24 protein-coding genes and 3 pseudogenes are annotated in these 25,164 nt (G+C 49.3%); 9 read left to right on the top strand and 18 right to left on the bottom strand.

Annotation, left to right across the window (positions count from 1 at the left end; translation table 11 throughout):
- Positions 1-168 precede the first annotated feature (168 nt).
- The 12 genes and pseudogenes from hisI to dnaG all read right to left on the bottom strand — a co-directional run.
- A pseudogene (hisI, locus tag Q0144_RS02500) lies at positions 169-486 on the bottom strand (phosphoribosyl-AMP cyclohydrolase); the annotation flags it as partial.
- Between the two features lie 291 nt (positions 487-777).
- Positions 778-1,857 carry an SPFH domain-containing protein gene (locus Q0144_RS02505; protein WP_297942190.1) on the bottom strand — a complete coding sequence of 360 codons (1,080 nt, stop codon included), beginning with the start codon at positions 1,855-1,857 and terminating at the stop codon, positions 778-780.
- Between the two features lie 8 nt (positions 1,858-1,865).
- Positions 1,866-2,792 (bottom strand): branched-chain amino acid transaminase, encoded by a 927-nt coding sequence (locus Q0144_RS02510; protein WP_298061407.1) that lies wholly within the window; start codon positions 2,790-2,792, stop codon positions 1,866-1,868.
- 153 nt (positions 2,793-2,945) lie between these two features.
- Positions 2,946-4,124, bottom strand: a complete 1,179-nt coding sequence (locus tag Q0144_RS02515) for a phospholipase A (protein WP_298061409.1) — start codon at positions 4,122-4,124, stop codon at positions 2,946-2,948.
- Positions 4,114-4,680 (bottom strand): molybdenum cofactor guanylyltransferase, encoded by a 567-nt coding sequence (locus tag Q0144_RS02520; protein ID WP_298061411.1) that lies wholly within the window; start codon positions 4,678-4,680, stop codon positions 4,114-4,116. The genes Q0144_RS02515 and Q0144_RS02520 overlap by 11 nt, the downstream gene beginning before the upstream one ends.
- 61 nt (positions 4,681-4,741) lie before the next feature.
- On the bottom strand, positions 4,742-5,518 hold the full coding sequence (locus Q0144_RS02525; protein ID WP_298061413.1) for a hypothetical protein: 777 nt from the start codon (positions 5,516-5,518) through the stop codon (positions 4,742-4,744).
- 253 nt (positions 5,519-5,771) lie between these two features.
- Entirely contained in the window at positions 5,772-6,131 is a 360-nt protein-coding gene (locus tag Q0144_RS02530; protein ID WP_298061414.1) for a nitrous oxide-stimulated promoter family protein, read from the bottom strand.
- 102 nt (positions 6,132-6,233) lie between these two features.
- Positions 6,234-7,241, bottom strand: coding sequence for an AI-2E family transporter (locus Q0144_RS02535; protein ID WP_177387122.1), 1,008 nt, complete (start codon positions 7,239-7,241; stop codon positions 6,234-6,236).
- Positions 7,242-7,342: 101 nt separating this feature from the next.
- Positions 7,343-7,549: a hypothetical protein gene (locus Q0144_RS02540; protein ID WP_298061416.1), complete on the bottom strand. Its 207-nt coding sequence runs from the start codon at positions 7,547-7,549 to the stop codon at positions 7,343-7,345.
- 202 nt (positions 7,550-7,751) lie between these two features.
- The gene (locus Q0144_RS02545) at positions 7,752-7,916 is read right to left on the bottom strand and encodes a hypothetical protein (RefSeq protein WP_297897552.1); all 165 of its coding nucleotides are present in this window, start codon (positions 7,914-7,916) and stop codon (positions 7,752-7,754) included.
- Positions 7,917-7,953: 37 nt separating this feature from the next.
- Positions 7,954-8,937, bottom strand: a complete 984-nt coding sequence (locus Q0144_RS02550; RefSeq protein WP_298061418.1) for an argininosuccinate synthase domain-containing protein — start codon at positions 8,935-8,937, stop codon at positions 7,954-7,956.
- A gap of 9 nt (positions 8,938-8,946) precedes the next feature.
- Positions 8,947-11,055 carry a DNA primase gene (gene dnaG, locus Q0144_RS02555; protein WP_298061420.1) on the bottom strand — a complete coding sequence of 703 codons (2,109 nt, stop codon included), beginning with the start codon at positions 11,053-11,055 and terminating at the stop codon, positions 8,947-8,949.
- A 60-nt stretch (positions 11,056-11,115) separates the two neighbouring features.
- Between dnaG and Q0144_RS02560 the strand changes: the two genes are divergently transcribed.
- The 9 genes and pseudogenes from Q0144_RS02560 (at position 11,116) to Q0144_RS02600 (ending at position 19,856) form a co-directional block, all read left to right on the top strand.
- The gene (locus Q0144_RS02560) at positions 11,116-12,141 is read left to right on the top strand and encodes a tetratricopeptide repeat protein (RefSeq protein WP_298061423.1); all 1,026 of its coding nucleotides are present in this window, start codon (positions 11,116-11,118) and stop codon (positions 12,139-12,141) included.
- Complete coding sequence (rnhA, locus tag Q0144_RS02565; protein WP_291938667.1) at positions 12,119-12,541, top strand: ribonuclease HI; 423 nt, start codon at positions 12,119-12,121, stop codon at positions 12,539-12,541. Before Q0144_RS02560 ends, rnhA begins: the two co-directional genes overlap by 23 nt.
- A gap of 436 nt (positions 12,542-12,977) precedes the next feature.
- A pseudogene (gene rnc, locus Q0144_RS02570) lies at positions 12,978-13,640 on the top strand (ribonuclease III); the annotation flags it as partial.
- Between the two features lie 245 nt (positions 13,641-13,885).
- Entirely contained in the window at positions 13,886-15,001 is a 1,116-nt protein-coding gene (aroC, locus tag Q0144_RS02575; protein WP_298061427.1) for a chorismate synthase, read from the top strand.
- A gap of 126 nt (positions 15,002-15,127) precedes the next feature.
- Positions 15,128-16,405 carry a GNAT family N-acetyltransferase gene (locus Q0144_RS02580; protein ID WP_298061429.1) on the top strand — a complete coding sequence of 426 codons (1,278 nt, stop codon included), beginning with the start codon at positions 15,128-15,130 and terminating at the stop codon, positions 16,403-16,405.
- The gene (locus tag Q0144_RS02585) at positions 16,405-17,094 is read left to right on the top strand and encodes a hypothetical protein (RefSeq protein WP_298061434.1); all 690 of its coding nucleotides are present in this window, start codon (positions 16,405-16,407) and stop codon (positions 17,092-17,094) included. Before Q0144_RS02580 ends, Q0144_RS02585 begins: the two co-directional genes overlap by 1 nt.
- Positions 17,095-17,484: 390 nt before the next feature.
- On the top strand, positions 17,485-18,264 hold the full coding sequence (locus tag Q0144_RS02590) for a hypothetical protein (RefSeq protein WP_298061436.1): 780 nt from the start codon (positions 17,485-17,487) through the stop codon (positions 18,262-18,264).
- A gap of 77 nt (positions 18,265-18,341) precedes the next feature.
- Positions 18,342-18,956, top strand: a complete 615-nt coding sequence (locus tag Q0144_RS02595; protein WP_005871467.1) for a hypothetical protein — start codon at positions 18,342-18,344, stop codon at positions 18,954-18,956.
- A 591-nt stretch (positions 18,957-19,547) separates the two neighbouring features.
- Entirely contained in the window at positions 19,548-19,856 is a 309-nt protein-coding gene (locus Q0144_RS02600) for a hypothetical protein (protein WP_005871465.1), read from the top strand.
- A gap of 576 nt (positions 19,857-20,432) precedes the next feature.
- On the opposite strand, the gene Q0144_RS02605 is transcribed toward Q0144_RS02600, so the two are convergent.
- The 6 genes and pseudogenes from Q0144_RS02605 to eno form a co-directional block, all read right to left on the bottom strand.
- Entirely contained in the window at positions 20,433-20,912 is a 480-nt protein-coding gene (locus Q0144_RS02605) for a hypothetical protein (protein WP_298061438.1), read from the bottom strand.
- Positions 20,912-22,000 carry a class I SAM-dependent methyltransferase gene (locus tag Q0144_RS02610; RefSeq protein ID WP_298061441.1) on the bottom strand — a complete coding sequence of 363 codons (1,089 nt, stop codon included), beginning with the start codon at positions 21,998-22,000 and terminating at the stop codon, positions 20,912-20,914. The genes Q0144_RS02605 and Q0144_RS02610 overlap by 1 nt, the downstream gene beginning before the upstream one ends.
- Positions 22,001-22,327: 327 nt before the next feature.
- Positions 22,328-22,957 carry an NAD(P)H-dependent oxidoreductase gene (locus tag Q0144_RS02615; RefSeq protein ID WP_298061444.1) on the bottom strand — a complete coding sequence of 210 codons (630 nt, stop codon included), beginning with the start codon at positions 22,955-22,957 and terminating at the stop codon, positions 22,328-22,330.
- A gap of 9 nt (positions 22,958-22,966) precedes the next feature.
- On the bottom strand, positions 22,967-24,157 hold the full coding sequence (locus Q0144_RS02620; protein ID WP_298061446.1) for a hypothetical protein: 1,191 nt from the start codon (positions 24,155-24,157) through the stop codon (positions 22,967-22,969).
- Positions 24,154-24,981, bottom strand: coding sequence for a hypothetical protein (locus Q0144_RS02625; protein WP_297988461.1), 828 nt, complete (start codon positions 24,979-24,981; stop codon positions 24,154-24,156). Before Q0144_RS02625 ends, Q0144_RS02620 begins: the two co-directional genes overlap by 4 nt.
- 1 nt (position 24,982) lies before the next feature.
- Positions 24,983-25,164 (bottom strand): annotated as a pseudogene (gene eno, locus Q0144_RS02630) (phosphopyruvate hydratase); the annotation flags it as partial.

Here is a 25,164-nt window from a genome sequence, read left to right on the forward strand (position 1 = left end):
ATCGGTAGAATTTTTGGGCGTTAAATTGTGCAAGCTGTCGCAGGCTGTAGAATTTTGCCCTGTGCGGGAATTCTCGGAATTTTTCTGCGCGAGAGAGGTTACAGAGCCGTGCTCTGCAAAATTTATCGCGCCGCAAGCGCTCGAACTATCGAAATTTTCACTGCCTTTTTGCAGCGAAATCTCTTTGAAAAAACAGCTTCGCGCGCCCGTGTGGCAGGCAGATCCGCCGCATTGCTCTACTTTAAGCAGCAACGCGTCGTTATCGCAGTCCAAAAACGCCTCTCGCACAAGCTGAACGTGTCCGCTGCTCTCGCCCTTTTTCCAGATGCGCCCCTTGCTGCGCGAAAAGTAGTGCGCGTAGCCGGTACGCAGCGTCAGGCTTAGCGCCTCTTCGTTCATATACGCGAGCATCAAAACTGCGCCGTCGCCCGCGTCCTGCACGATCGCTGGGAGCAGCCCGCCTAATTTTTGCCAATCTACCTTCATCTTTGATCCTTAATTTGCGAAGTCGAGCGCCTTAAATTTAGCCGCCGCACGCGGAATTTGAGTTGTGAATTTACGAAGCGGCGCGCCTAGTAAATTTAAAGAATAAACCCGGCGGCTAAATTTTAAGCGACCGCTAAGCTTAAGCCGCAACGGGCGCAAGTTTCGTTTATCACAAGCTTTCACGCTCGCCGCTAAGCTTAACTCACAAAACCGCGAGTTAGGCTTATGCGCTAGGAGCGACTTGCTATCAAATTTAGTTTGCGAAGTCGGGGCGTATAACCGCCTGAAATTTTAATTTTCCCGCTCGATGGCGCTTTGCTTCGCCTTATCTTTCGTATCGACCCAGATATTAGGCACCGCGCCGCCCGGCGTTAGGAAAATTTTCGCGTCGCTGTTTTCGCGCAACGCCTCGTTAAATTTAGCCTGCGTCTCGATCTGCTTGAGGCTTAAAAGATTTGCGTCCAAGCTCTTTGCGACCTCTTTGTTGGCGTAGGCTTGCGCGTCGGCTTCGATCTTAGCGGCATCGGCGCGACCTTGAGCCTCGATTTTGACGGCGTCTGCGTTACCTTTGGCAAGAGCAGCCTTTTTAAGCGCCTCTTGATTTGCGCGCTCGACCTCGTATTTAGTGCGCTCAGCCTCCTGTTTGGCGATCTGCACGCTCTCGATCTGCTCCTTTACCTTCGCCGGTAGGATGATCTCGCGAAGCTGCACGGCTAGCAGATCTACGGGCGAATTCGGCAGTGCTTCGATATTTTTGCGGATGCCGTCGTCGATCGCTTTAGCGATCTCATCGCGTTTGGTAGGCAGCTCCTCGGCGGCATAGTTGCCGATGACGCTACGCACGACGTCCTTTACGCGCGGATCGATGATCTTATCCTCCCACAAAAAGCCCCACTCGGCGATCGTGTTGGGCGCCGTGGCTTCATTGAGCCTGTATTGCACGGTGATGTCGATGCTGACGGGCAAATTTCGCGAGTCTAGCACCGAGAGCGAGTTTTTGCTGATGATACCGCCCGCGGTGCCGCTTTTAGTAGCGATACCCGCGCTCATATCTTCGCTGCTGGTGTAGTTGATGATACGCGTGCGAGTATCTACGACGAATACGTCCTGTATGAACGGCACGAAAAAGTGAAGTCCCGCGCCAAGAGGCGTCGGATCGTATTTGCCTAAATTTGACTTGATACCCACCTCGCCCGATTGGATCGTGACGAAGGGCTTTGCAATCACGAGCAGCGCAATTAGCGCGATTATCACGTAAAGCACGCCGCTAAACTTGCCCATCCCTCCGAAATTAGGAATTTTAAAATTTAAATTCCCGCCTTTTTTGTCGCTGTTTTTCTTATTAAAATAATCATTCAAATCCGCTGGCATGCGCGTCCTTATTTAACGTAGGTGAGCCAGTGCTCAAATTTAGGGTCTTTGCCCGTGACTACCGCGAAATACGCCTTTTGCAAGCGGCTCGTGATCTCGCCCATCTCGCCCTTGCCGATGATCCTGCCGTCGATGTTGCTAATCGGCGTGACCTCCGCGGCGGTGCCGGTGAAAAACGCCTCGTCCGCGGCATAGAGCTGATCGCGAGCGATGCGCTCTCTGCGGACTTCGTAGCCCAGGCTGCGCGCGATTTCGATGACCGAGTTTTGAGTGATGCTCTCTAAGCTGGTGTCGTTCGGCGGAGTGATGATGACGCCATTTTTTACGATAAATAGGCACTCGCCAGGGCCCTCCGCGACGAAGCCTTGAGGATCGAGTAGTATCGCCTCATCGTATCCCGCATCAACCGCTTCGAAATTTGCCATCTGCGAGTTGAAATAATTCGCGCTCGCTTTGGCTTTTGCCATCATCGAAAATTGCGCCGGCTTTATCCACGATGAAATTTTGGCTTTGATACCCTTGCGTAGCGCCTCTTCGCCCATATACGCGCCCCATTGCCACGCTGCGACGATGACGTTTACCGAGCAGTCCTTGGACGAAACGCCCATCGAGCCATAGCCGAAGTATGCTAGCGGGCGGATATATACGGTCTGATCGAAGCGGTTTTTTGCGACGACGTCGATCTGAGCCTGACGGAGCTGCTCGAAGCTAAACGGAAGCTTGATTAGGCAGAGTTTTGCCGAAATTTCAAGCCTGCGAGTGTGCTCATCCAAGCGAAAAATCGCATAGCCTTTATCGGTTTTATAAGCGCGTACGCCCTCAAATACGGCGTTTCCATAGTGCAAAGAGTGCGTCAAAACGTGAGTAGTGGCTTCCGCCCATGGGATTAGCTTGCCGTCTTTCCAGATGAGCTCGGCCTCTTGAATTTGTGCCATTTTTTGATCCTTTTGTTTAAAATTTAATCTGCGATTTTAGCTAAAACAATATTAATTTCTAAGAAATTTAAAAGCGGTTGAAATTTGGTGCGATTTTAAGACGCACAATGAGTCATGAGTTCAAATTTGGCCCGAAACTCGGTGCAGAAGGCATTAAAATTCTACGAACGAAAGCCCGATGCCGATCTTATTGACGCTGCGTCTGTAGTCCGCGAGGCTCTCGCCGTAGCCGCCAAAGTAGCGCAGATAGCCGTAAAATCCGCTGTTAAAGATCGGGAAGCTGTAGTTCAGCTCGATCGCGCCGCGGTTACTGCCGTCAAAATGGAGGTTGTTTCGCCACAGAGCGCTGAGTCGCTGCTTGCCGAAGGTATATGACGCGCGCAGATCGCCGTAGCCCATATAATCCGCGATGTCCTCGTTCGTGCGGTCCAGCCAAAACGCATACCAGGCTCTGGGGGTGATCGAAAATCCGTCCGCGCTCCACGTGCTTTGCGCGTAGAGCCTATTCCATGAGCGCGATTCCTCGCCGCCCTTGCCGTTTGACTCGTGCATGGCGCCTATCTTTAGCTCGTCCGCAAACGGTACCGGCGCGCTAACGTAGAGCTCTGGGCGATAGTTGCTTTCGCGAAAAGGGGCGCTATCCTGCGTAATCTGCCACCAGGAATTTTGCGCGTAAGCGAATGAAATTTTCTCTCCAAGTCCCAGCGCGTCGTAGGTAATCGGGCGCTCGAAGCTAAACTCAAAATGTAGCTCATCCGCCTTGCGATCGGATTTTTTGCTAAAATCATGAGTAAAGAGCATATAGATCGGCTCGTAGTATTTAAGCCCTAAAAATCCGAAATTTCGGCCATTTTGCTCGCCTTGCGGCGCGGAATTTTGCGCTAGAAAATTCCGTTCGTCCTGCATCGCAGAACTCGATGTCGTGGAATTCTGAGATAGCGAGGCGGAATTTGATGATTCTAAATTTGACGCGGAGTCTGACACAGCTGAGCCTGCGTCTGCGAAATTTGACGAAGTGGAATGTGGCTCGACAGGTTTTGGCGCGGCGGAATTTTGTGCGACAGAATTTTGCGACTCAGCGGAGTTTAAAACGGCGGTATCATCGTGCGAAGCGCGGTTTTCTGCGGACGAGGTAGAATTTTTTGCTGAATTTCGGCGCGACTTTTCGCCGCTTTCCGCTAGATTTGCCGCGGCGATCTTTTTGTAATAGATCATCGCGTTTTTGTAATCGCCCTTGGCCTCGTATTCGCTAGCCTTTGCGTATAGCTCGGATAGATCTTGCGCGGCTAGGCTCATGGCGCAAAGCGCGAGCGCTAAAGCTTTAAATTTCATCTACGCCCTTTAAATCGTTTTGATAATTTATATTTAAAAACTGCTCTTTGTTTTTGAAATTTAGCACTTTGGAATTTGCAGATCCGATGAGTGCGCCGATCTTATGCTCTCCTGCGTGGTAGAGCTCAAGCGCGCGCGGAGCGAGAGCTGCGTCAAAAAATCCGCACAGGCTGTGTCTATGCGCTTCGTCGCCCGCCACGCAAATTTGTCCCTCCTGCTCGCTAAGAGCGCGAATAGTGGAAATTTCTACAAATGGCATATCGGCGGGGATGATAAAAATGCGCTCGTCGCTAAATGGCTTTAGCGCCGAATATAGCGCGCCCATCGGCGAAAATTCCTCAAATTCGTCGTAGATCATAGGAAGCGGCGGGTTAAATTTAGAGCTTTTGGCGCAGGCGAAAACCCGCTCAAACTCGCGGCTTAGGCGCGAGAAAAGAAAGTGCGTCATGCTGGGATACCCGCGAAATGGAAACAGCGTTTTGTCGCTGCCGAAACGCGAGCTTTTGCCGCCGCAGAGAATGACGCAGGTTTTCATCGAAATTTCACCGGCTTTCATCGATCTTTATCGCGGCGAAATTTTAAATTTGAAAGTAAAATTTGAAAGAAGCGTGGGCATATCAGTCTTTTTGCATATATTTGGCTTTGCCAAGGGCGTTATTTGCGATGAACTGATAAAGGCTCGGCGCTTGAAGCTTGGCTAGCTCGGGGTATTTGGCCTTAAGCGTCTTCCATATGTCATAGACGCGCATACCGCTTGCGTAAAGCTTCATAATCTCGCTAAAATGCGGATCATAAAGGCTCGGCTTTTTATACAGCGAGAGTTTGCGGTCGGTATCAAGCACGGCGTTTGCCTCGATAAAAGCGGCAAGATCGCGCTCGCTTACTTTGGCAAAATCCTTTTCGTATTGAGATTTCATATGCTTTAAAATTTCTTTATTGCTAACGCCTTGGAAGTGCATTTTCTTAATCTCGAAGCGATATGCGTATAAGAAATCTTCGCTTTTTTTGGCGGTTGCGCGAAGTCTTGTTTTTTCATCTTTGAACGTCACGGAGATAAAGTGCGTAAGCCCGGGCGCAGTAACGGCGTTTTTGAACGCTTCGTCCTCCTCGCCGATCTTTTTTAAGATCGCCTTGACGGTGTAGCCTTGGGCGATGAGGTTTGAAATTTTATCTTTATACGGTTTGTAGTCGAATCGCACGCGTCTAAAGCCCGTCTCGGCGCTGATTTTTTTATAAATTCTAGCATGCTCGTTGGCCGTAAAATAAGAGGATTTCAGCGCTTTGCGAAGCTGCTCGGCGACTGCGGTAAAATCGTCGTAGTCGATGATGCCCGCGATCAGCTCCTTTTCGTTTACGACCCTGCCGTTAACGACCGCGATGGTAATGACCTTCATATTTTCTCCTTTGATTGGGCACAATTCTAACTTAAAACTATAAACTCAAATTTAATTATTTATTATCAAGGATTGCGGAGGATTTGCGTTTGCAAGGCAGAATTTTACGCACTAAAATTTAGCATTTTGATTGATTTTTATATCTTTTTGTGCTTCTTCTCACGCTGCTTTTTTATACTTTTTTGTGTAGAGATGAAGCGGGTTTGCAGAGATAAATTTTACCCGCAAACTTTAACTAAATTGCCCGCACAAATTAGCTTTTTTTAAACGAAAAAAGCTTTTTGATCTTTGTAAGTCCTAGCTTCATGCCGCTATATTTCATCATCTTAGCCATATTTACCCACATTTCACGCTCGTAGCACGGATGCGGGCAGTGGTGACAACGCGGCTTTTCGGTATGCGGGCAGGCACCAAGGCGCGCGTAGGCATAGCGTAGCATTCGCTCGCAGTCGCTACAGAGATGAAAGTGCGTCTGCACTAGCCCCTTATCGTCTTTGTAGTCATGAAGCACGGCGCCATCTTTTTTGGGCGCGTCCGTGTGCTTATCGTCGCAGTAAATTTGGATAAATTTCGTCACCGTGTTTACTTCGTAAATAAATTTTTCACTCGTCATCTTTAATCCTTTGGGGCGGATTTTATCTAAAAGAGACAAAAATACTCTTGAGCGCGCTCAAGCTAAAATTTATAGAATTTTAAAATTCCGCGGAATTTCGCTTTATCTTTCGACCTTGTTGCTTAATAGAGTCGCGATGAAGCGTGTTTTGTCGTTTGAGGCAAGCGCGATTTGCAAGCTCATCGTAAGCGGCACAGCCAAAAATAGCCCGCCGATACCAAGCACGAAGCCCCACAGCAGTAGTCCTGCAAGCACACTGATCGTTGAAAGCCCGAGCCCTTGCCCTAAAAATCGTGGCTCGATGATATTTCCGATCGCTACGTTTACGACTAAATAGATTGCGATAGTCCAGATGCTAGAGCTTATATCCATCGTAGCTAGCGTCACGAAAAGCGTCGGAAAGACCGCTACGATCGAGCCTATCGTAGGAATAAAATTTAGCACGAAAGCTAAAATCCCCCATAGCGCAGCATAAGGAACTCCGAGCGCCCACAGCCCAAGTCCGATGAGCGCGCCAGTGCAAGCTGAAGCGATAGTTTTGATTAGTAGATATTTTTTGAGGCTGGAGGCAAATTTCTTCACGAAAGTGTGCGTAGCGCGGCTACTTTGCGAAAAATAGCGGATTTTTTCGTCGATTACGGAGCTTTCAAAGACCATAAATGAAACCATTATAAAAATGAAAAATCCCGTCGAGACTATCGAGCCTGTTTTGCGCAGTAGTGCAGATAGCTGCGCGGCGGCTTCGCTCGGATCGATGCCTAGGCTTGCGGCGTTAAGCTCTATGCCAAATCGAGAGAGCTTCGCGCTCACGCCTCCTAGCACCTCTTCAAATTTTGCTTGAAGCTCGGGCAGGCGCGCTGAAAATTCCTTGATCGCATCAAAGATGACCGCACCGAAAAACACTATAATCGCTACGAAAGCGAAAGTAATGATGAGGAAGCTAAAAACACGCCCGACGCGGATCTTTTGGACATAAAGCACCAGCGGCGAGACGAGCACCGTGATGAAAATAGCTAGCAAAAATGGCACGACGATAGCCTGCGCGGCTTTAAGACCAGCCAGGATGATTATGACGCAGGCAACCGACATCAAGGACATTTGAAGCTTCAAGGATTCTCCTAAATTTGACATTTTCGCAGAGCTTTTACGCGAAATTTTGGTGAAAGGATTTTAACTAAAATTCTATAAATTTATGACTAAAATTTTATATATCATTTCTTATCCCATAAATTCAGTTCACTTTGGATTTCTGTCTTTATATAATAAAAATTTTCTGTAATACCTGCAAATTTTGCCAATATTTTTGTCTCATCGGAAGAGCTTAAATGTACTGGAAATGATTTCACTCCATTAGAAAGCAGCCAAATAGCACGTGTTATTCCGTCAGAAAATGAACAAGCGTATTTTATTTCTTTCACATATTCCTTTTAAAAAACGGAATACATCTTGCTTTTATTGGTACATAATACTCATCAGAATAACAACAAACTCTAGCCAATGGCACAGGATTACCAAGACCCCGTTAAAGCCCTCTTCTGCCCAACTATATTTGTAATCGTCTCGCCAACCATCTTCCGTTTTATTGCTTATTTCTTTATCTACATCAATTTTACTATTACGTCATAATTCTAAGAATTTTATGCTATCAACAAACGCAATATCTCCAGTGTTATTTGTAAATGGGTGGCACATATATACAGATTTTTGGTTTTTAATTTTTAATTCAAAAACAACACGTTTTTCTTCAACTATAATATTTATACCGGGAAAACGTTCAAGCTTCATATTGCACTCCAATCCCTATATTTATTGACATGGCTTATCATACAAAATACTCGCGGGCGGCATCCTTGCTCTCAAATGGGCTTGTGCTCAGCTCGCTGCCGTCTATGAGCAGAGCGTAGCGGCGCGCGGCGTCCGTTTTGGCATAGGTTAGCGCCAGCCTCGCCGCAAGCTTTCTATCCGCCTCGCTCGCGCCTCTGCTTAGCAGGCTTAGCGCGCCCACGACGCCATCTTTAAATTTTATCTCGCTAAATTTTGGATTTTGCACTGCGGCAAGCTTTTTGTTGTCATTCTCATCTCGCCCGATTATGAGCTTCGCGCCGCCCGGCAGGCGCAGATGGCGTCCGAATTTTAAAATTTCAGCGTCCGCGGGCGTTTCGATCTTTTCAAATTTTACCGCATCCTTGATCCGCTCGCTAAAGCTCTGCACGGTCAACAGGCAGCCTCCTGCGGGCATTTCGTAATCCTCAAAGCCGAACTCCGCCGCCAGCTGCATCTGCCTAACCCGCCCGCGCCCGCTGATGTCAAGCAGCGCGTCGCGATCCACCCAGCCTTTGATCTCAGGCGTCGTGGGTGGCAGCAGCTTCGCGCACAACGGACGCAGGATCAGCCCCTCCTCATCGCCGCTAAGCCCGCCGACCTGTGCTAGAGCCTGCGCGCGCTGGCTCATCGGGCGCTGTCCGAGCACCTCGCCCGTGATGATGAAGCTCGCCCCTTCGCTTTGTAGCATCGCAAGCGCGGTCTTAAACATATATCCGTGGCAGTCGATGCAGGGGTTGAAGTGCTTGCCGTAGCCGTATTTGGGCTCGAAAAGCACTTGACGTAGATATTCGCTTCTGATATCGACGCTTTTAAAATCCGCCCCCGCGGCTGCGGCTCTGCGGCGCATGATCTCGCTCTTATCGTCCTTGCCGCCAAATCCGATATCCATATTCAGCGCGAGCACCTCGATGCCTTGCGAGACGATGAGTTTGACCGCGAGCATTGAATCAAGCCCGCCGCTAAAGAGCGCCAATGCCTTCATTTCGTTCCTTTACTTGAGTTGATTGATCTTTTTTTGATACTCCAAGATTCGCTCGATCTTGTCGGGCGCGTCGGAGTTTTTGAGCTTTTGCATCAGATCTTGCAGGGCGTTGCGGCGTAAAATTTTGCACGCGTCATTAAAAAGCGCCGTACCGCCGATCGGCAAAATTTCATCGTCCAGCGCAAGCGCGCGCAGATTTTCGCAGGCTTCGGTTTCGGCGTTTTGAGCATTTTGAGCTGCGGCTTCCCTCTCGCCCTGCTTTGCGACGTTGTTTACGTCTTGCTTCTCGCCGCCGTTTGCGCCCTGCTGCGCGGAGGAGCCTTTTAAATTTACGGCGCCTGCGGAGCCTTGCCCGATAAAATTTTGCTCGATAGAATTCTCACCGCTTTTTAAATTCACGCTCTCGCTACGGATAAAATTTTCTCCCGCGCCGCCTGCGGTAAAATTCTCGCTTACATTACTATTCGCATTGATGCCCTCGCCTGCGATGAAATTTTTAAAATTCCCGCCGCTGCGAGAGAAAGCCAAAAACGCCTCGAAAATATCGCCGTGCATGCGAAAATCGCGCCGCTCCAAGCAGCCAAGCCCGAGCTGTGCCATCTCGCCATCAAGCAGCATCGATTTTATGATCTGAAGCTCCGCGATCTCCTTGCGGCGCAGTAGCGTCCGCCCGAGCCTCGCCGAAGCGGCAGGCGACGCAGAGCTTTCGTAGCGCGCCGTGTTTTGCGTGCGATCAAAATTTCCGCCGTTTAAGCTCCCGCTTGCACCGCCCCTGCCGTCTGCGTCGCGCCCCTCGTAAGAGCCGAAATCGCGAGAGCCGAAGCTTTCGCTCTCGTTAAAATTTTGCCCCTCAAAGCCCGCGCCGAAATTTTTACCGCCGTTAGAGAGATTAAACGAAGCGGGCGAGACGTTTAAAATTTGCGCCACTAGGCTCTGATAGGACTCGGCGAGCACGGGGCCGAGCGCTGCGGTAAATTCTTTGATCTCATTTAGCGCCGCTTCTTTTTGCATAGGACGGGCGAGGTCGTATTTTTTAGCGATTCTTCGGATCAGAAACTCCCCGCTCTCCATGCCGCTAGCATAAATTTGCTCTAGCTCGCGCACCTTGCCCGCCGCAATCATATCCGCAGGATCGGCACCGCCGCCGATTATAGCGACGCTTGAGTCGATCTTATTCAGGCACAAAAGCCGCGCCGATTTTATCGCCGCATTGATGCCCGCAGCGTCGCCGTCGAAGCTAAGCACGACGTTAAGCTCCGCGCGCTTTATGAGCGGCAGATGAGCAGGCGTCAGCGCCGTGCCGAGCACCGCTACGGCGTTATCGATGCCCGCTTGATGAAGCATGATAACGTCCATGTAGCCCTCGGTGATGATGAGGGTTTTTTTAGCGATCGCGCTTTTTTTCGCAAGGTCGAATGCGTAGAAAATTTTAGATTTATCAAACAGCGCGCACTGCGGCGAATTGACGTATTTGGCGGGATTATCGCTTATCGTGCGGCCGCCGAAGCCCACGAGCTTGCTTGCGTGGTTGTAGATCGGAAAGGTGATGCGCTCGATGAAGCTAGCGTAGAGCCCGCGCTCGTTTTGCTTCACCGCGCCCGCATTTAGCGCGTCTTGCGGCGGAATTTCTTCGTTTTGCAAAACCCTGATCGTCTGCGCGCTAGCTCCTGCGTAGCCAAGGCCGAATTTGCGAATGCTTTGATCGCTCAGTCCGCGATCGTGCAGGTATTTCACGGCGGTAGGATTTTGATAAAGGCAGCTTTGGTAATAGGCGTTTAAAATCCCGAGCACCTTCTTCTCTTCGCTGCGCTCCTGCACCTTGGCACCGGTGTATTGCAGCGCGAAATTATACATCCCCGCAAGCTTTTCGACCGCTTCGGGAAAGCTTATCTTTTCGTAATCTTGGATAAATTTAATCGCGTTGCCGCCTGCTTTGCACGAAAAGCAGTGAAAAATTCCGAGCTTGGAGCTCACGCTCATACTCGGATGCGAATCGTCGTGGAAGGGGCAAACGCCCACGAAATTTGCGCCGCTGCGCTTAAGCGGGACATATTTTTCTACGACGTCTACGATATCTACGGTGGCCAGCAGATTTTCTATGCTTTCGTTTTTAATCATAAGCGAAATTATACCCGCACTTTGCTATAATTGCCCTTTATTTTTGCGACGAGGTTTGATTTGGATAATTTTTTCTTAGACGATCGCGACCCGATTTTCGGGCTTATCATGCTGATAAGCATAATCTTGCTAGTGTCGATTCTAAGCTACATTTGGGGAGTTTTTTCTAAAAAAAACGAGAGGCAGAGCCTAGAGAATTTCATCAAAAAATTTGACACCCTAGACGCGCTTAGCACCGAGCACAGACAGCTTTTGGCAAGCCCGCAAATAGACATCCCGACGCTTGGAATTTTAGCTAGCTCTTTCGTCAAAAGCGGCGACTTCGAGCGTGCGATAGAAATTTATCTAATTGCGCTAAGTAAGGCTAGCGGCGGCGTGCAGAGGGAGTTTATCCTCACCAATCTCGGTATCGTATATTTCAAAGCGGGCTTTTTGGGACGCGCCGAAGAGGTGTTTTTGCAGGCGCTGAAGCTGCGCCCGAGAAACAAAGAGGCTCTTACGCATCTTACGGTGATTTATGAGCGGCTGAAGCGCTTTAATGAGGCGCTTGAGGTGCTTGACGCGCTGCGCGAACAGGATGCCGAAGTATACGCCCAAAGCCAGTTCGAGCGCGCCCAGATCATCGCAAACGACGCGAATACGCCGTTTAATAAAAAGATCGCCAAAATTTCAAAGCTAAACTTCAAAGGCGCAGGGCGGTTCTGCATGGAGCTTTTTATCAAAAACAAAGAGCCTATGGAGGGCTTTGACCGCTTCCCGCCGATCGAGCAGGCAATCGATCTGATCTATGATTTCCCTGCGGCGGTAAATACGCAGGATGCGGAGTACAACGCGCTTTTTTATGCGCTTGGAAAAAGCGATCAAAAGCCGCAGAGCGCGAGTAAAATTTTTGAGATCAACGCGCTTATGGCTATGAAAGACGCGGGCTTTGAGGACGCAAGGCTTAGCTTTAGCTACACCTGCGCGAAGTGCAAAAGCTCGGTGGGGCTTTTCTCACACCGCTGCCCGGTCTGCTACGAGCTAGGCAGCATGGAGATCAGAGCGCAAATTTCGGAGAAAACCGGTGAAATCGGTCAAACTTTTTAGCGACGGCAGCTGTCTCGGAAACCCTGGAGCAGGCGGCTGGGCTTACATCTTGCAATACGGCGACGCGATAAAAAAGGCAAGCGGCGCGGAAGCGATGACGACTAATAATCAAATGGAGCTAACGGCCGCTATAATGGGGCTTAGCGCGCTTAAGCAGCCCTGCCGCGTCGAGCTTTTTACCGATAGCGAGTATGTCGTTAAGGCGATAAATTCCTGGCTCGCAAAGTGGGTCGTTACCGATTTCAAGGGCAAGAAAAACGCAGATCTGTGGCGCAGATACCTTGCGGCGGCGGCGCCTCACGAGATCAAGGCCTCTTGGGTCAAGGGGCATGCGGGTCATCCGCAAAACGAGGAGTGCGACGCTATGGCTCGCGCGGCTGCAGAAGCGATAAAAGGCTGAAATTCTACGACAAAGCTCGCGGTTGCGCGGATTAAGCATGGATTTGCCCGCGTTTGCTTTGCACGCAGAGCCGCTTCGGCGTAAATTTTATCGCCGCCGGTTTTAGCGCATTCGTTCACGCAATCGAGCTTTGGCGGAAATTTCGTTAGCAGTGAGCAGGCTTTGGTGCGACTGTATTCGCGGCGAGTGTGTTTTTGGCGAGAATTTCGTTTGCGGCAAGTGAGCCTTAGCGCGGTTTGCGTTAGAATTAGCGGGCTACGTTTAAATTTTATTCGCCGCAGATTGGCGCTAGCGCGTTTCATTCGGCGTTAATACAAATTTAGCGCGGGCTGTGCTTGCTCGCGTTCGTTTCGCTTGCGTAGGTTTTGTTCGCACCGGATGCCGTTTGCGTGCGGACCGCCACTGATTTCGTAAAATTTTATAAAAAAGGGCAAAGATGCAAAATTTAGAAAAATTACAAGAAAAACTGGGCTACAAATTTAAAAATTTAACCCACCTCAAGATCGCTCTTACGCACAAAAGCGCCAAAAACGGACATAACAACGAGAGACTGGAATTTTTAGGCGATGCGGTGATGGATCTAATCGTGGGCGAGTATCTTTTCAAAAAATTTAGTAGCGACGAGGGCGATCTGAGCAAGCTGCGCGCCGCACTCGTGAACGAAAGCAGCTTTTCTAAATTTGCAAAATTTTTGGGCATCGGGGAGAACCTGAATATGTCGCTGTCCGAGGAGCGCAACGGCGGACGCGAGAAGCCATCGCTGCTTTCGGACGCCTTTGAGGCGATAATGGGCGCCGTCTATCTTGAGAGCGGGCTGCAAAACACCGCCCGCATCGCGACCGCAATCTTAGAAATCCTCTATCCGCGCATCAGCTTTAACGAGCTCGTGCGAGACTACAAAACCGCGCTGCAAGAGCTCACGCAGGCAAAATTCGGCGTCACGCCCGAATATATCCTTTTAGGCTCGAGCGGCCCCGATCATAAAAAAAGCTTTGAAATGGCGGCGCTCGTAGGCGGCAAGCGGCTATCATCCGCCGTGGGAGCGAGCAAAAAAGAGGCCGAGCAAAAATGCGCGCAAATCGCGCTCGAGCTTTTACAAAACGGCGCCTCGCACGGCACTGACGCGCAAAATGGCGAGCAAACGGCATGCGGCGACGCACAAAGCGGCGCGAACTGCGCACAGGGCGGCAAAAAAGGCTCACGAGGCGGCAACGGACGGGCGCATGGTAGCAAAAAAAGCGATCGCGCCGGCACATCGGGCGGCACGCCGAGCGCTAAAAAAAGCAATGAGCGAAGCGGGCGCGATACGGATAAACAAAGCGGCGGCGATCAAGGAGACGCGCTATGAATACCTTCGGCGAGAGATTGCGCCTTAGCACCTTCGGCGAGAGCCACGGCGCGGCGATAGGCGGCGTTTTGGACGGATTGCCGGCTGGCGTGGAGATCGAGCTTTCAAATATCCAAAGCGAGCTTGATCGCCGCAAACCGGGCGGCAGATACGCTACGCCGCGCAAAGAAGCCGATGAGATCGAAATTTTAAGCGGGATTTTTGACGGTCGCAGCACCGGCGCGCCGATCGGATTTATCATCCGCAACGCAAACCAACACTCAAAGGACTACGAAAATCTAAAGGATATTTTCCGCCCCGCACACGCCGATTTTACATATTTTGCCAAATACGGACTGCGCGATTACCGAGGCGGCGGACGGGCAAGCGCGCGCGAAACCGCCGTGCGCGTGGCTGCGGGAGCGTTTGCGCAGATCCTGCTAGATCACTTTAAAATTTCCGTAAAAAGCGGAATCTGCGGCGTGGGCGAAATTTACGCCAAAGATTTAAATTTTGATTTTGCGCAAAACAGCGAAATTTTCGCGCTCGATCCCGCTGCGGAGAGCGCGCAGAAGGAGCTAATTCTAAGCGTTAAAAATGCCGGCGATAGTATCGGCGGCTGCGTGCTAACTCGCGTTACGGGCGTGCCTGCGGGGCTCGGCGAACCGCTGTACGGCAAGCTAGACGCGGCGCTTGCGGGCGCGCTGATGGGCATAAACGGCGTAAAGGCCGTGCAGATCGGCGCAGGAGTGAAGGCAAGCACGCTAAAAGGCAGCGAAAATAGCGATTTTATGTGCGCTAGCAAGAATGCGATCCGTACCAACGGCGGCAAGATCGACGCAAATTTTGCAAGTAACAACGCAGGCGGAATTTTGGGCGGCATAAGTAGCGGCGCGCCTATCGAGATTGCGACGCATTTTAAGCCCACTCCGAGCATTTTTATGGCGCAGCGCAGCGTGGATGTGCACGGTGCGGACGCGGTCTGCGAGCTGCGCGGGCGGCACGATCCGTGTATCGCCGTGCGCGGCAGCGTCGTAGCCACCGCGATGGCGCGACTGGCGATCGCCGATGCGCTACTGCTAAACGCGAGCGCGACGCTGGGGAATTTGAAGCAAATTTACGGCGAGGATTAAATTTAGAGGGGCGCCCTTAAATTTTGTGAAATTTCATTAAATTTAAGGGCCAAGCGATGAAATTCCCGCGAGCTAGGCGGGCAATTTTAAATTTACGCGGTAGGCCTATCGCGACAAGGAGAACAAATGAGACTTGAGCGTATCGGCAAGGACTCGGCACTGATCGTGCGCATAGAGGCGATCAATGTCGCGGCGTTCCCCGAAATCGAGCGTATCAGCATAAAAAATTTTTTAAAAATGTCGAGCAAAGGACAGCTTGAAATCGCGGCGATATTCGAGGATTTTAGCGCCCTGGGCGGCGGCTCGGCAGATAAACATCATGCGTCGAGCGAAAATTTATGCGCGCCGAAGCAGGATTTTTGCGCGGCAAAGCGGGATTGCGGCGAAGCTAGCCAAGATCGCGATGCTGCGAGTAAAAATTCCGATGCGAGCGACTGCGGCGCGGCAGAATTAACCTCTTTGAGTTCCGAAAATCGCGACGCGGCGGATAAAAAATCTAATGCGACGTGTGAAAAATCCAGCTTGGAAAGTAAAAATTCCAGCGCGGCGACAGGCGAAAATTCAAACGCGGCAGCGCAAAATTTAAGCGGCGAGGAGCTGGTTGGGTTTTGCGTCTATAGAACCGAGCAAACTTACAAGCGCGTGATTTCGCACCACAAACAGCCGCCGCCTCGCCTCAATGCGGATAAAATTTTAAAATCCAAAGCCCATAGCGGCGCGGAATTTGACGGCGCATTTGACGGCGCAGAGGATGAAATTCTAAGCGACGAGGCAAAATTTTTTAGCGTTGCAAGCGGCGAAATCGCAAGTCAAAAAACGCAGTCTCTGAGCGGCGATAAAATTTTAAACGCGAGCGCAGATAGCAAAATTTCGATCGACGCAGACTGTTTGATTTGCGGTGCGGGCGGCAAAATTTTATCAAGCGCCAGAAGGGATGAAATTTCATCAAGCGCCGCAGAGGGCAGAATTTCGTCAGGTACCGTAGAAAGCGAAATTTTGCGCTACGATGAGAGTGAAATTCCAAGCGGCGGAGAGAGCGAGATTTTTTACGTGGCCTACCTCGGCATCGATGCGAAATTTCGCGGGCTGGGGATCGGCTCAAGGCTACTCGCGCTCATCGCCGAGCAAAATCCACGTGCGCAAATCGTCCTTGACGTCGAGCCGCCGCACGAGGACGCGCCCAACCTCGCGCAGCGCCTGCGCCGCATAGAATTCTACGGCAGGCACGGCTTTCGGCGCTGCGGCAAGTTTTTCAACTACGCGGGGCTAAGCTTCGAGATCCTTGCTAAGCCGCCGCTAACGGCGCCGCAGCAGGAATTTGACGTAGCGAGCTTCGTGAAATTTACCGGCGCGGGCAATAAATTTAGATTTAAAATCACCGACGCGCCGTTATATAAAAACTAATGCAAAAGCCCGAATTCAGCCTCATCTGCGACGATACGTTTTATAAAATTTTCTCCGCCTCTATCCTTGCGTTTTTTTGCATTTTTATCTCTTTGGACATCGGTGGATCGGGGGAGCTGTTTTACACGGACAGCCTGCTACGCTCGCAGCGAGCCAAACCTAGCCTGACGATTGTTTTTGTGTTTTTAGCGTTACTTTATCTGCGAAGTGGCAGCAAAGAGGCGGCGCGCATGGAATTTGACGAGCTTAAAATATCCTTTCGCAGAGGGCTAGACAAATACGATCTTATGCTTGGATGCGTTGATCTAATAGAGCCGTCGCTCGGCCTCGTGCGGACGTTTCGCGTGCCGTTTCTAAGCTACGAACGGTTTTTGAAACTGCAAGAAATTTTAAAGTTCTTGCTTCTTTTCGCATACGCCGCGGGCGTGTTTTTGACGATCAAATTCGGCCTTGTCGAAGCTGCGATCTATGCAGCGGCAGGCATTTTTGCGATTTTGATCGCCTCAAAGCTCGTCGTCGCGCGAAGGCTAGACGGACGAGCGGGGCTACGACTGCGCGACTGCCTGCTACTGCGCGGGAGGGACGATACGGGCGCGGCGGTATTTTTTTGCATCCGTCCTAGCCGCGCCGAGCGCGAAGCTTTACGGATATATTTTTTGAAAAATTTCAGCTACGACATTAAGGCGTAAAATTTTTCGGTTTTCAGCGTAAAATAGACCCGCTGGATGTCTGGGTAAAACTAAACGTAAACGAAGCGCAAAGGCGGATGCCGCGCGAGTATTTCACGGCGAGATTGGGCTGGATTCGAGCAAAATTCCGTCCTCAGCAGTCGCAGATGAGATCGCTCAGTACTCGAAGTAGTCCTCTAAGCAGTCGCAAACAAGCTCGCTCTGTGTCTGAAAGCCCCATAATTAGTCGCAAAGATCCACATTGTCCGTCCGCTTAGTGAGGATGATCGCCGCTCGTCGCAACTCGCCTCGCCGCAAGCGCCTCCGCAAATATCCTACGCTCTTAAACGCGTCGAAAGCGAGGCGGTGATAAAATGCGCTTCGTCAAAAATCATATCGAAAAGGAATTTTATGAGGGATTACGACAAAGAGCCGATCAAAATTATAGATAGGGCGGTATATTTTCAAGAAAAAAGCCTATTTTTATCCATAGTGCTTTTTTACTCTGCATATACGACTAATGCCACTTTTATGGATATTATAAAAGGCGACGATTTGTTTATGGTATTGTGCGCCGTAGTGCTATTCATCGCACAGATATGGTGGTACGTAAAATGCAATTTCCAAGCCTCTTATTTTACGTTTTATAATGACAAGCTATTTTATAATTTCATGCAAGGTACAGAGCCCAATAAAATATGCAATCTTACGGATATAGAGAAAATAAGCTTTTGCGTGCTTTCAGAGCTTATGGATAGCTTCGGTAGATTTCACTACTTTACCTCCTACGAGCTTTATAAAAAATCATCTATTGGAGTGCATATCGGCAAACTGGCGCTATTTTTATACTATACGATAAATTTTATCTTGCTTGTTTTGCCATTTAAAATTTTTATGTTGATTAAAAACAAAGAGCCGCTAAGTCTGCTAAATAAAAATGTCGTGATTAAATTTAAAAATCGCAACTATTTTTTGATAAACATCTACTCAAAGCGCGAACTGGATGAAATTTTGCAGTATTGCAAAGACAAAAATATAACCGTGGAGCAGAAAATAAATTTCATCCCGCATTGGCAAAATTTTACCTATTTCACTGATAAAAACGAAATTTGGAGCGATGATTTCGGCGATACGCAAATTCCAAAAGACACGTTTAAGCGAAAGCTTAGGCGATTTTTTAGCTTGGATTGAAGAGCGATTCCGCCCGTTTCAGCGTAAAATTTAGACCCGCGGGGTAGAATTACAAAAATTTTTACATGGAGCAAACAATGAAAAATTTCTTTCTAGCCGCAATAGTTTGCGCGCTTTTTAGCGGTTGTGCATATGAAGCGCAGTTTAATCAAAACGCCGATGTGGCGCCGTTTGACGATACTATAAGCGCGACTAACGCCATGCAAAGCGCGCTCATTTATATCCCTAGTGAGCTAATGGGGACGAAAAGCTACGCCGCAAGCTCGAAGTTAGGCAGAGACGATGAGCTTAAAATCGATGTCGGCGAGTTCGTCGCAGGCGAGGCAAAGCGCTTCTTTGGCACCTACCTAAGGCGCGTAAGCGTTACCGACGACGAAAAAGCGCTGCAAGGTAAAGGGCTCGTTATCGCGCCTGAGCTTAGCTCATTCGGCTTTGGCTTTTACAGCTCCGACGGCATCGACGTTTCGGCAAAGCCCTATGTGCGCTACAATCTACGCCTAAAAATGTTTAAAAACGGAAAGCCGATCTACAACCAAAATATCGCCGTAAACGAGCGCAACTTCGGCGAGGAGGAATTCTTCGGTGGCGGTCAGGGCTCATACGCGCAGATCGGCGGGATCTTTCAAAAATCTATGGCGAATGATTACGCCGTACACGCTAGAGAGATTTTGGACGTAATCAACGATAACTAATCGCGCTTGCGCCTTTGTGCGTGGTAAGTGGCATCTGGTCGATTATTTTTGCCTGCCGTCTTGTGGTAAAATTTGTCGCGGCGATCTTACGACACGCACTTGCGGATCGTTGCGCCTAAAGCTCTGCGATATAATTAGCATGGCTTTAAAGCTCCCATAGACGCGCTTTCTTGCGGTATTTACTCATTTGGGGCATTGGATTTTGATATCGAGTTTGCCAGCGCTCCAGGCATCAAATTTAATCCCGCAAGCTGGGTAAATTCCGTAAAATGCACTATGAAATTTAACTCAGCAGTTTGTATTTAAGTGCGGCGAGCCAATAAATTCCGCACTTTGACATACTGCCTAATTACGTTTTTTAGGGCTAAGCTCCGCAAATAAACTTTTCGCGTTCGCTGCTACGCTTGCATAAAATTCCATATTCGCAGCACCAAAAATTCGCCCTAAATTTAAAGCACCGATTAATATTAATTTTTATGTCATTACTAAATTTTTTAAGGAGAGAATTATGAAAAAGTTTTATTGCTTCCGTTTGCTTTCGCGGCGCTTTTTGCGGCACCAAGCTGCGATAATGTCCAACTCAAAGCGGCTGTGGAAGGTATCAATAAGAGTGCGCCGATGCGAGTCGACGAGATTACCACTTTAACGGGCGCCGAGTGCAAGGATGGCAGCTTCATCTATAACTACGAGCTAAATGACGGCATGGGGATGAAATTTGACAGTGTCGGAAATGATCAAAAAACCGTGATACAAAATGTCATAGATAGCCAAAATAAGCAAATTTTTTGCAACCAGATGAAGGTAATGCATCCATTAATAAACAGCGCGATATGGAGCTATAAGATAAAAAGTGGCGAAGAATTTATAAGGGTAGAATTTAAGCCTAGCGACTGCAAGTAGCGCTTGCGCGAGATTTAAAATTTAGCGTGGCGTGAGCCTTTGCCTGCTCGCCCGCGCAGCATTCGTTTAAAATTTATCCGCTTCGCTTTTGATTTCGCCTGTGCAAAAGCAACATGCTAAAATTTCTGCTTAGCTTTTACAGCGCCGCCGCGTATAGTATGACGCAGATCAGCGTGTATTTCGTCGCCACAAAGCGCTAAAACGCGCCGAGTCCTTTTTGAGCCACGATCTAATTTTGCGTCAGATTCGGCCATTGGCGTTTTTCATTAAAATTTCACTATTTCACGCGGAATTATATCTGTGTAGCAGCGCAAACACCGCGTAAAGCTTTCGCGCGAAATTCTATAAATTGCGCGGAATTTTATTTGAAACAGCATCATAGATTTTGAGTCAGAATTTTAGGATTTATTACGCTGCATTTGCTGCGATGAAATCTTACTAAATTTTATCCGCGACCTGCTCACATAAATTCTGCGTCAAAGCATGAGCCTGTTCACAAACTTGCAGATGTGTCAGCCGCCAATGTGCCGCCGCACAAAACGCGGCTAATCAAATGCCTCGCTTGGGTTTTAAAATTCACCGCGCGCAGCTATTTTTATCAAGCTTTAGCCGTATCGGCGGCAAGCCCTCTATTTCGTAATTTAACACCATCGTTTTGCCGAGCTCCCGCAGACGCTGCGAGAATTCCGTGCTGCAAAAGCTGGCCTTCGCCTTGGCAAACAGCATCTCTTTTAAAATTTCCGCATCGCCCGCATCCAGCGCGCTAAGGTCTAAATTTGGCGAGCTATTTAGCGCGTAGTCGTATATGAAGCTACCCTCTTCGCATGCGGCGCCTTTTAAAATCGTAGCATCGTCGATCCTGCGTGGTGCGCCCTCGTTTATCCGCGCTAGCGCATCTCGCACCTGTTTGCTTTCGCAGAAATTTCGCTCTAGCTCGCCGCGTTTTTTCTCCGCATAAAATTCCATCGCTACGTTTGCCAAAATTCCGATTCCAAAAAGCACTAGCAAAATTTTAATCGGCTTATTTAGCCGCGCGCTTAAACTTCGCGCATCCATCATCGCGCCCTTTCGCAGCACAGCAGCGTGTGTCCGACGCCCAGCCCGTCGTGAATTTGTGAAATTTTAAGTCCCGCGTGCTGAGCAAATTTAATCATATCGTCCGAGTGATAAATTTTGCTATTGCCGTTTGCCATCGCGGCGAAATACACGCTGATCTGCGTCATGCTATACGCGGCGGTTTCGTAGCGCTGCCTGTCCCAAAACGGCTCCAAAATATAAAGCCGCGCCTGCTCGCTCATCGACTCCGCTGCACGCGAGAGGATGCTTACGATCTGCTCCTCTGCAAAGCAGTCCAAAAACTGACTAAGCCAGATCGCGTCAAAGCCGCGCGGAAAGCGCGTAGCGGGATCTAGCAGATCGGCTGCAAGCCCCTCTATACGTTCAGCTCCGCGCGCGCCTGCGACGGCGTCTTTCATCATCGAAATTTGCCCCGCAAGATCCATTATCGTGACGCGCACATTTTCGTCGTAGCCTATGCACCGCTTAGCAAAGCGCCCCGTGTTGCCGCCTACGTCTAAAATTTTATCCGTCTTGCGCGAGAAAATGATCTTTAGCGCGGGCTCAAACGCTAAATCCGAATAAAAATGATCAAACGCGAGCCAGCTCTTGCGCACATGCGGCGGCAGATGCGAAAGCGCCTCGTAGATCGTAGCCCACTGTCCAAAAACCTTTAGCCCCTCTGGTTTGCCTGATTTTAGCGTCTCTTCAAGCCTAAATAGCCCCTCGTAGCACACGTCGTGGATGAAGTCCATATCCACGCCGACGAGCTCGTCGGTAAGCAGAAAATACCCCGCCTTGCTGAGCCTAAATTTCTCGCCGCACAGCAGCACCGTGCCGATGCTAAGCGAACTTTCCAAAAGCAGCTTTACGGCATATTCGCTAAGCGAGGTCTTCTGCGCGATCTCACTTATGCTTAGTCCGTCCCGCGCCTCATGAAGCGCGCTTAAAATTCCAAATTTTTTCATCAGCCGCGAGACTTGAAAGACCACCGGCGCAAAGGCGATCTCATTCGCCGTCCGTTGCGCCTCGCCCGCGCTTTGACGCTCGGCGCCGTAACGATCTAAAAGCTGTTTGGGAAGTTTCATTTTTGATCCTGCTTATGTAAATTTCGCAAAATTTTAGCAAAAAATTCTAACTTTTCTTGCGCCCGCTAAGAATTTGCGCGTATCTTAGAATTTTGCGATGAAATTTTAAAATCCCGTCTTAAAATTTAAGTCGTTTTGCAGCTGTATGTTTATTGAGATAGATTTTATTTTGAGATACTAAAAAATTTTAAATCTCGCCGCACAAGATTTGCGGGCGAGAAAAAGGCTAAAGCGCGGTAAATTCCTAAAAATGCGCGTACCGCGCTTTCGCACTCGGTTTGGAATTTACTGCGCCTCAAGCTTAGCGATTCAAAAGCGCTTGCTAGCTTATTCGATCCACTTTACCACGTCATCCATGCTGCGGCGGATCTTTTGCGGCTGCGGATTTACGCGGTAGCCGAAAGGCACGAGTAGCGCCACGCGGCGCTCATTCCAATCGATGCCTAAAATTTCATTTAGCGCTGCGCGATCAAAGCCCTCCATCGGGCAGCTGTCGATGCCGCGACTTGCGGCCTCGTTCATCATCGCAAGTGCTGCGAACATGCACTGCGCGTGCGACCAATTAAATAGCTCCTCATCGTCGTTGTGAAAATAACCGCTTAAAAAATCTTGATAAAATTTATGCCTGTCGCCGATATATTTGGGCGCTTCATCTTTTTTACGCGTAATCATTCGCTCGATATAATCACTTCCTAGCTTTATGTCCTTGATCTTTGCTAAAATCACGACCAGATGTGAGCAAGAGGTGATCTGCGGCTGATTCCACGATTTTTCGCGGATCCGCTCGCGCAACGCCTTGTTTTGCACAACCAAAAAGTCCCATTGCTCTAGCCCCGTAGAACTAGGTGCTAAGATGCCTGCCTGTAAAATGGCGTCAAAATCGGCTTTACCGATTTTTTTGTTCTCGTCAAAAATTTTGCACGCGTGGCGAAATTTCATAATCTCTAAATGTGTCATAGTCTCTCCTTAATTAGAATTTTTGTAGATCAAATACCCGCCATCTTTGCGTCTGATGCTGAGGTTACCCTCATGCGAGCGCACGCCGATGCGGTAGTAGCCGTCCTCTTTAGTGACATTAATATCGCTAAAGCCGCCGATATTTACAGCAAAGCTCGCGCCGCTAAGTGGGATCTCTTGGCGCCAAAACTCCGCTTCAAGCGTGCCCGAAGCGTTTGCGTCGGAGCTTTTGAAATCATCTGCGGTGATGAGCTGCACGCTGTCTTTGCGAATGACGAATTTTAGTCCATCGTCAAATTTAAGCGTTTCCAGCGGCAGTTCCAAACGCGGCGCGAAGCTAGGCGTGATGCCACTTTGCGAGGCCTGCTTTTGTAAATTTGGATCAGTCGAAGTAACCGAGACGTCCAGTGCCCTATGTAGTGCAGGTTTGGCGCTCGCGCTTAGCACGAAATCATCGTGCCAATCAATCGAGCGATTGATATCAACGATCTTTTCGTGTAAGACCCCGTCGTCGTCCCTATATCGCACGATCAGGCTTTCGATCGTAAGGGCGTCGGAGGGAAGCGCAAAGGTTTGCTGCGTGAAATTTTTAGGCGCGGGCGTATTTTGCGGCGTGGCGGCAGAGCTTTGCGCCGGATTGGAATTTTGCGGAGCAGATTGCGCGTTTTGTTGCATAGTGGAGTTTTGCACTGTAGAATTTTGCGCTGTAGAATTCTGTACCGCCTTGAAATTTTGCGCTATCGTAGAATTTGGCTCGCTTACTTCTGGCACGATCGGTAACTCATCAGGAGGCGGAAGCGTCGCAACTGAAGGCTGCACAGAAGAGTTCAGCTCCGTTTTAATGACCTGCAAAGGAGCGTCGATGCCCGCTTTGGGGCCAGGAGCTTTTTTTTCGGTCTGCGAGAGCTGTGCACTCACGGCTTTTTTGGCGGCGCTTGCTTTAATACTAGAATTAGCTTCTGCGGCGCTTTTTTGGATTGCTGCGGTAGGACTTTTAGATGTTTCAGGTCTCATTACAGCTTGCTTTTTAGCGTTTGGGCTTTGCGCACCTGTTTTTGGCTCTTTAATCGCCAAATCGGTAGAATTTTGCTCTTTTACCGCGACGATGCTAGGTTTCGTAGCGTTTGAATTTGCGCCATTTAAATTCTCAGCGTTTAAAAAAGCGCAAAGACCTAAAATTAGCAAAGAAATTTTTCTCATTTTTTAAGGTCCGGATCGAGCGAGCGACGCTCTAAATAAAGCTTTTGCAGCTCAGCGTTTTCCTCTTTTAGCCGCTCGACGTCGGTGAATAAAAACGCCTTTTCTTTTTGCAGCTGGCGCAGCACTTCAAACGATCGCTTGCCAAATAGCACATCACCCACGAAGATGCCTGCAAAAACAACGCAGACGATCAGCGCAAGAGCTGCAAAAATCTGCTTAAGCGGTGAAAACGGATTGATAAAATTCAGCCGTTCTTTTAAATTTTTACGCTTTTTTAAAGCTTTTTTAGCGGCAGGATCTGCGTTCTGCGGCATAAAAGAAAATCCTTGCGTGGCATAATTTATGTCTTGCGCCGCAAAGCCCGTGCCATTAAAGCCATGCTCTACGCTCTGAGCCGCAAAATCCGCGTCGTTTGGAAAGTGATTTTCTCTCGCGTATAATTCTGCACTCTTTAAATCGCCGCCCCCAATAAATTCCGCGCTGTAAAAGCCCGCGTCTGCTTGCGTGCTGCCTTCGTAGTTTCCGTTTGCAGCGGAGCTTTTACCACTTAAATTAGAGCTGCTGCTTGTGGCTTCAGAGGCAGAGCCTGTTTCGTCTACGCTGTGTGAGGTTCCGTTGCGATTTTTCCGGAAGCCAGCCCCTACCTCGCTAAAGCCTCCGCTAAAATCTTCATCGCTATAAAATTCATCATCGTCAAAAAAATCGTCCTCGTCAAAGTCTGCGTCTGAATATCCGCCTTGCGTGTCCGTATAATCCGCTCCGTCCGTATAGGTGCGCTGCGCGCCGCCTTTTAAGCCCCGCTTGGACTTTTTTTTAAAAAACATTTTAAATTTGATTTCCCAAAAACTCGTCCGTCTCGCGCTCGATCTCAAGCAGTCGGTTGTATTTTGCGTTGCGTTCGCTTCTTGAGGTCGCGCCCGTTTTGATTTGGCCAGTATTCATCGCGACGGCGAAGTCCGCGATAAAGCTATCCTCGCTCTCGCCGCTTCTGTGGCTCATCACGCAGC

The organism is uncultured Campylobacter sp., from assembly GCF_938045345.1.
Classification (GTDB): Bacteria; Campylobacterota; Campylobacteria; order Campylobacterales; family Campylobacteraceae; genus Campylobacter_B.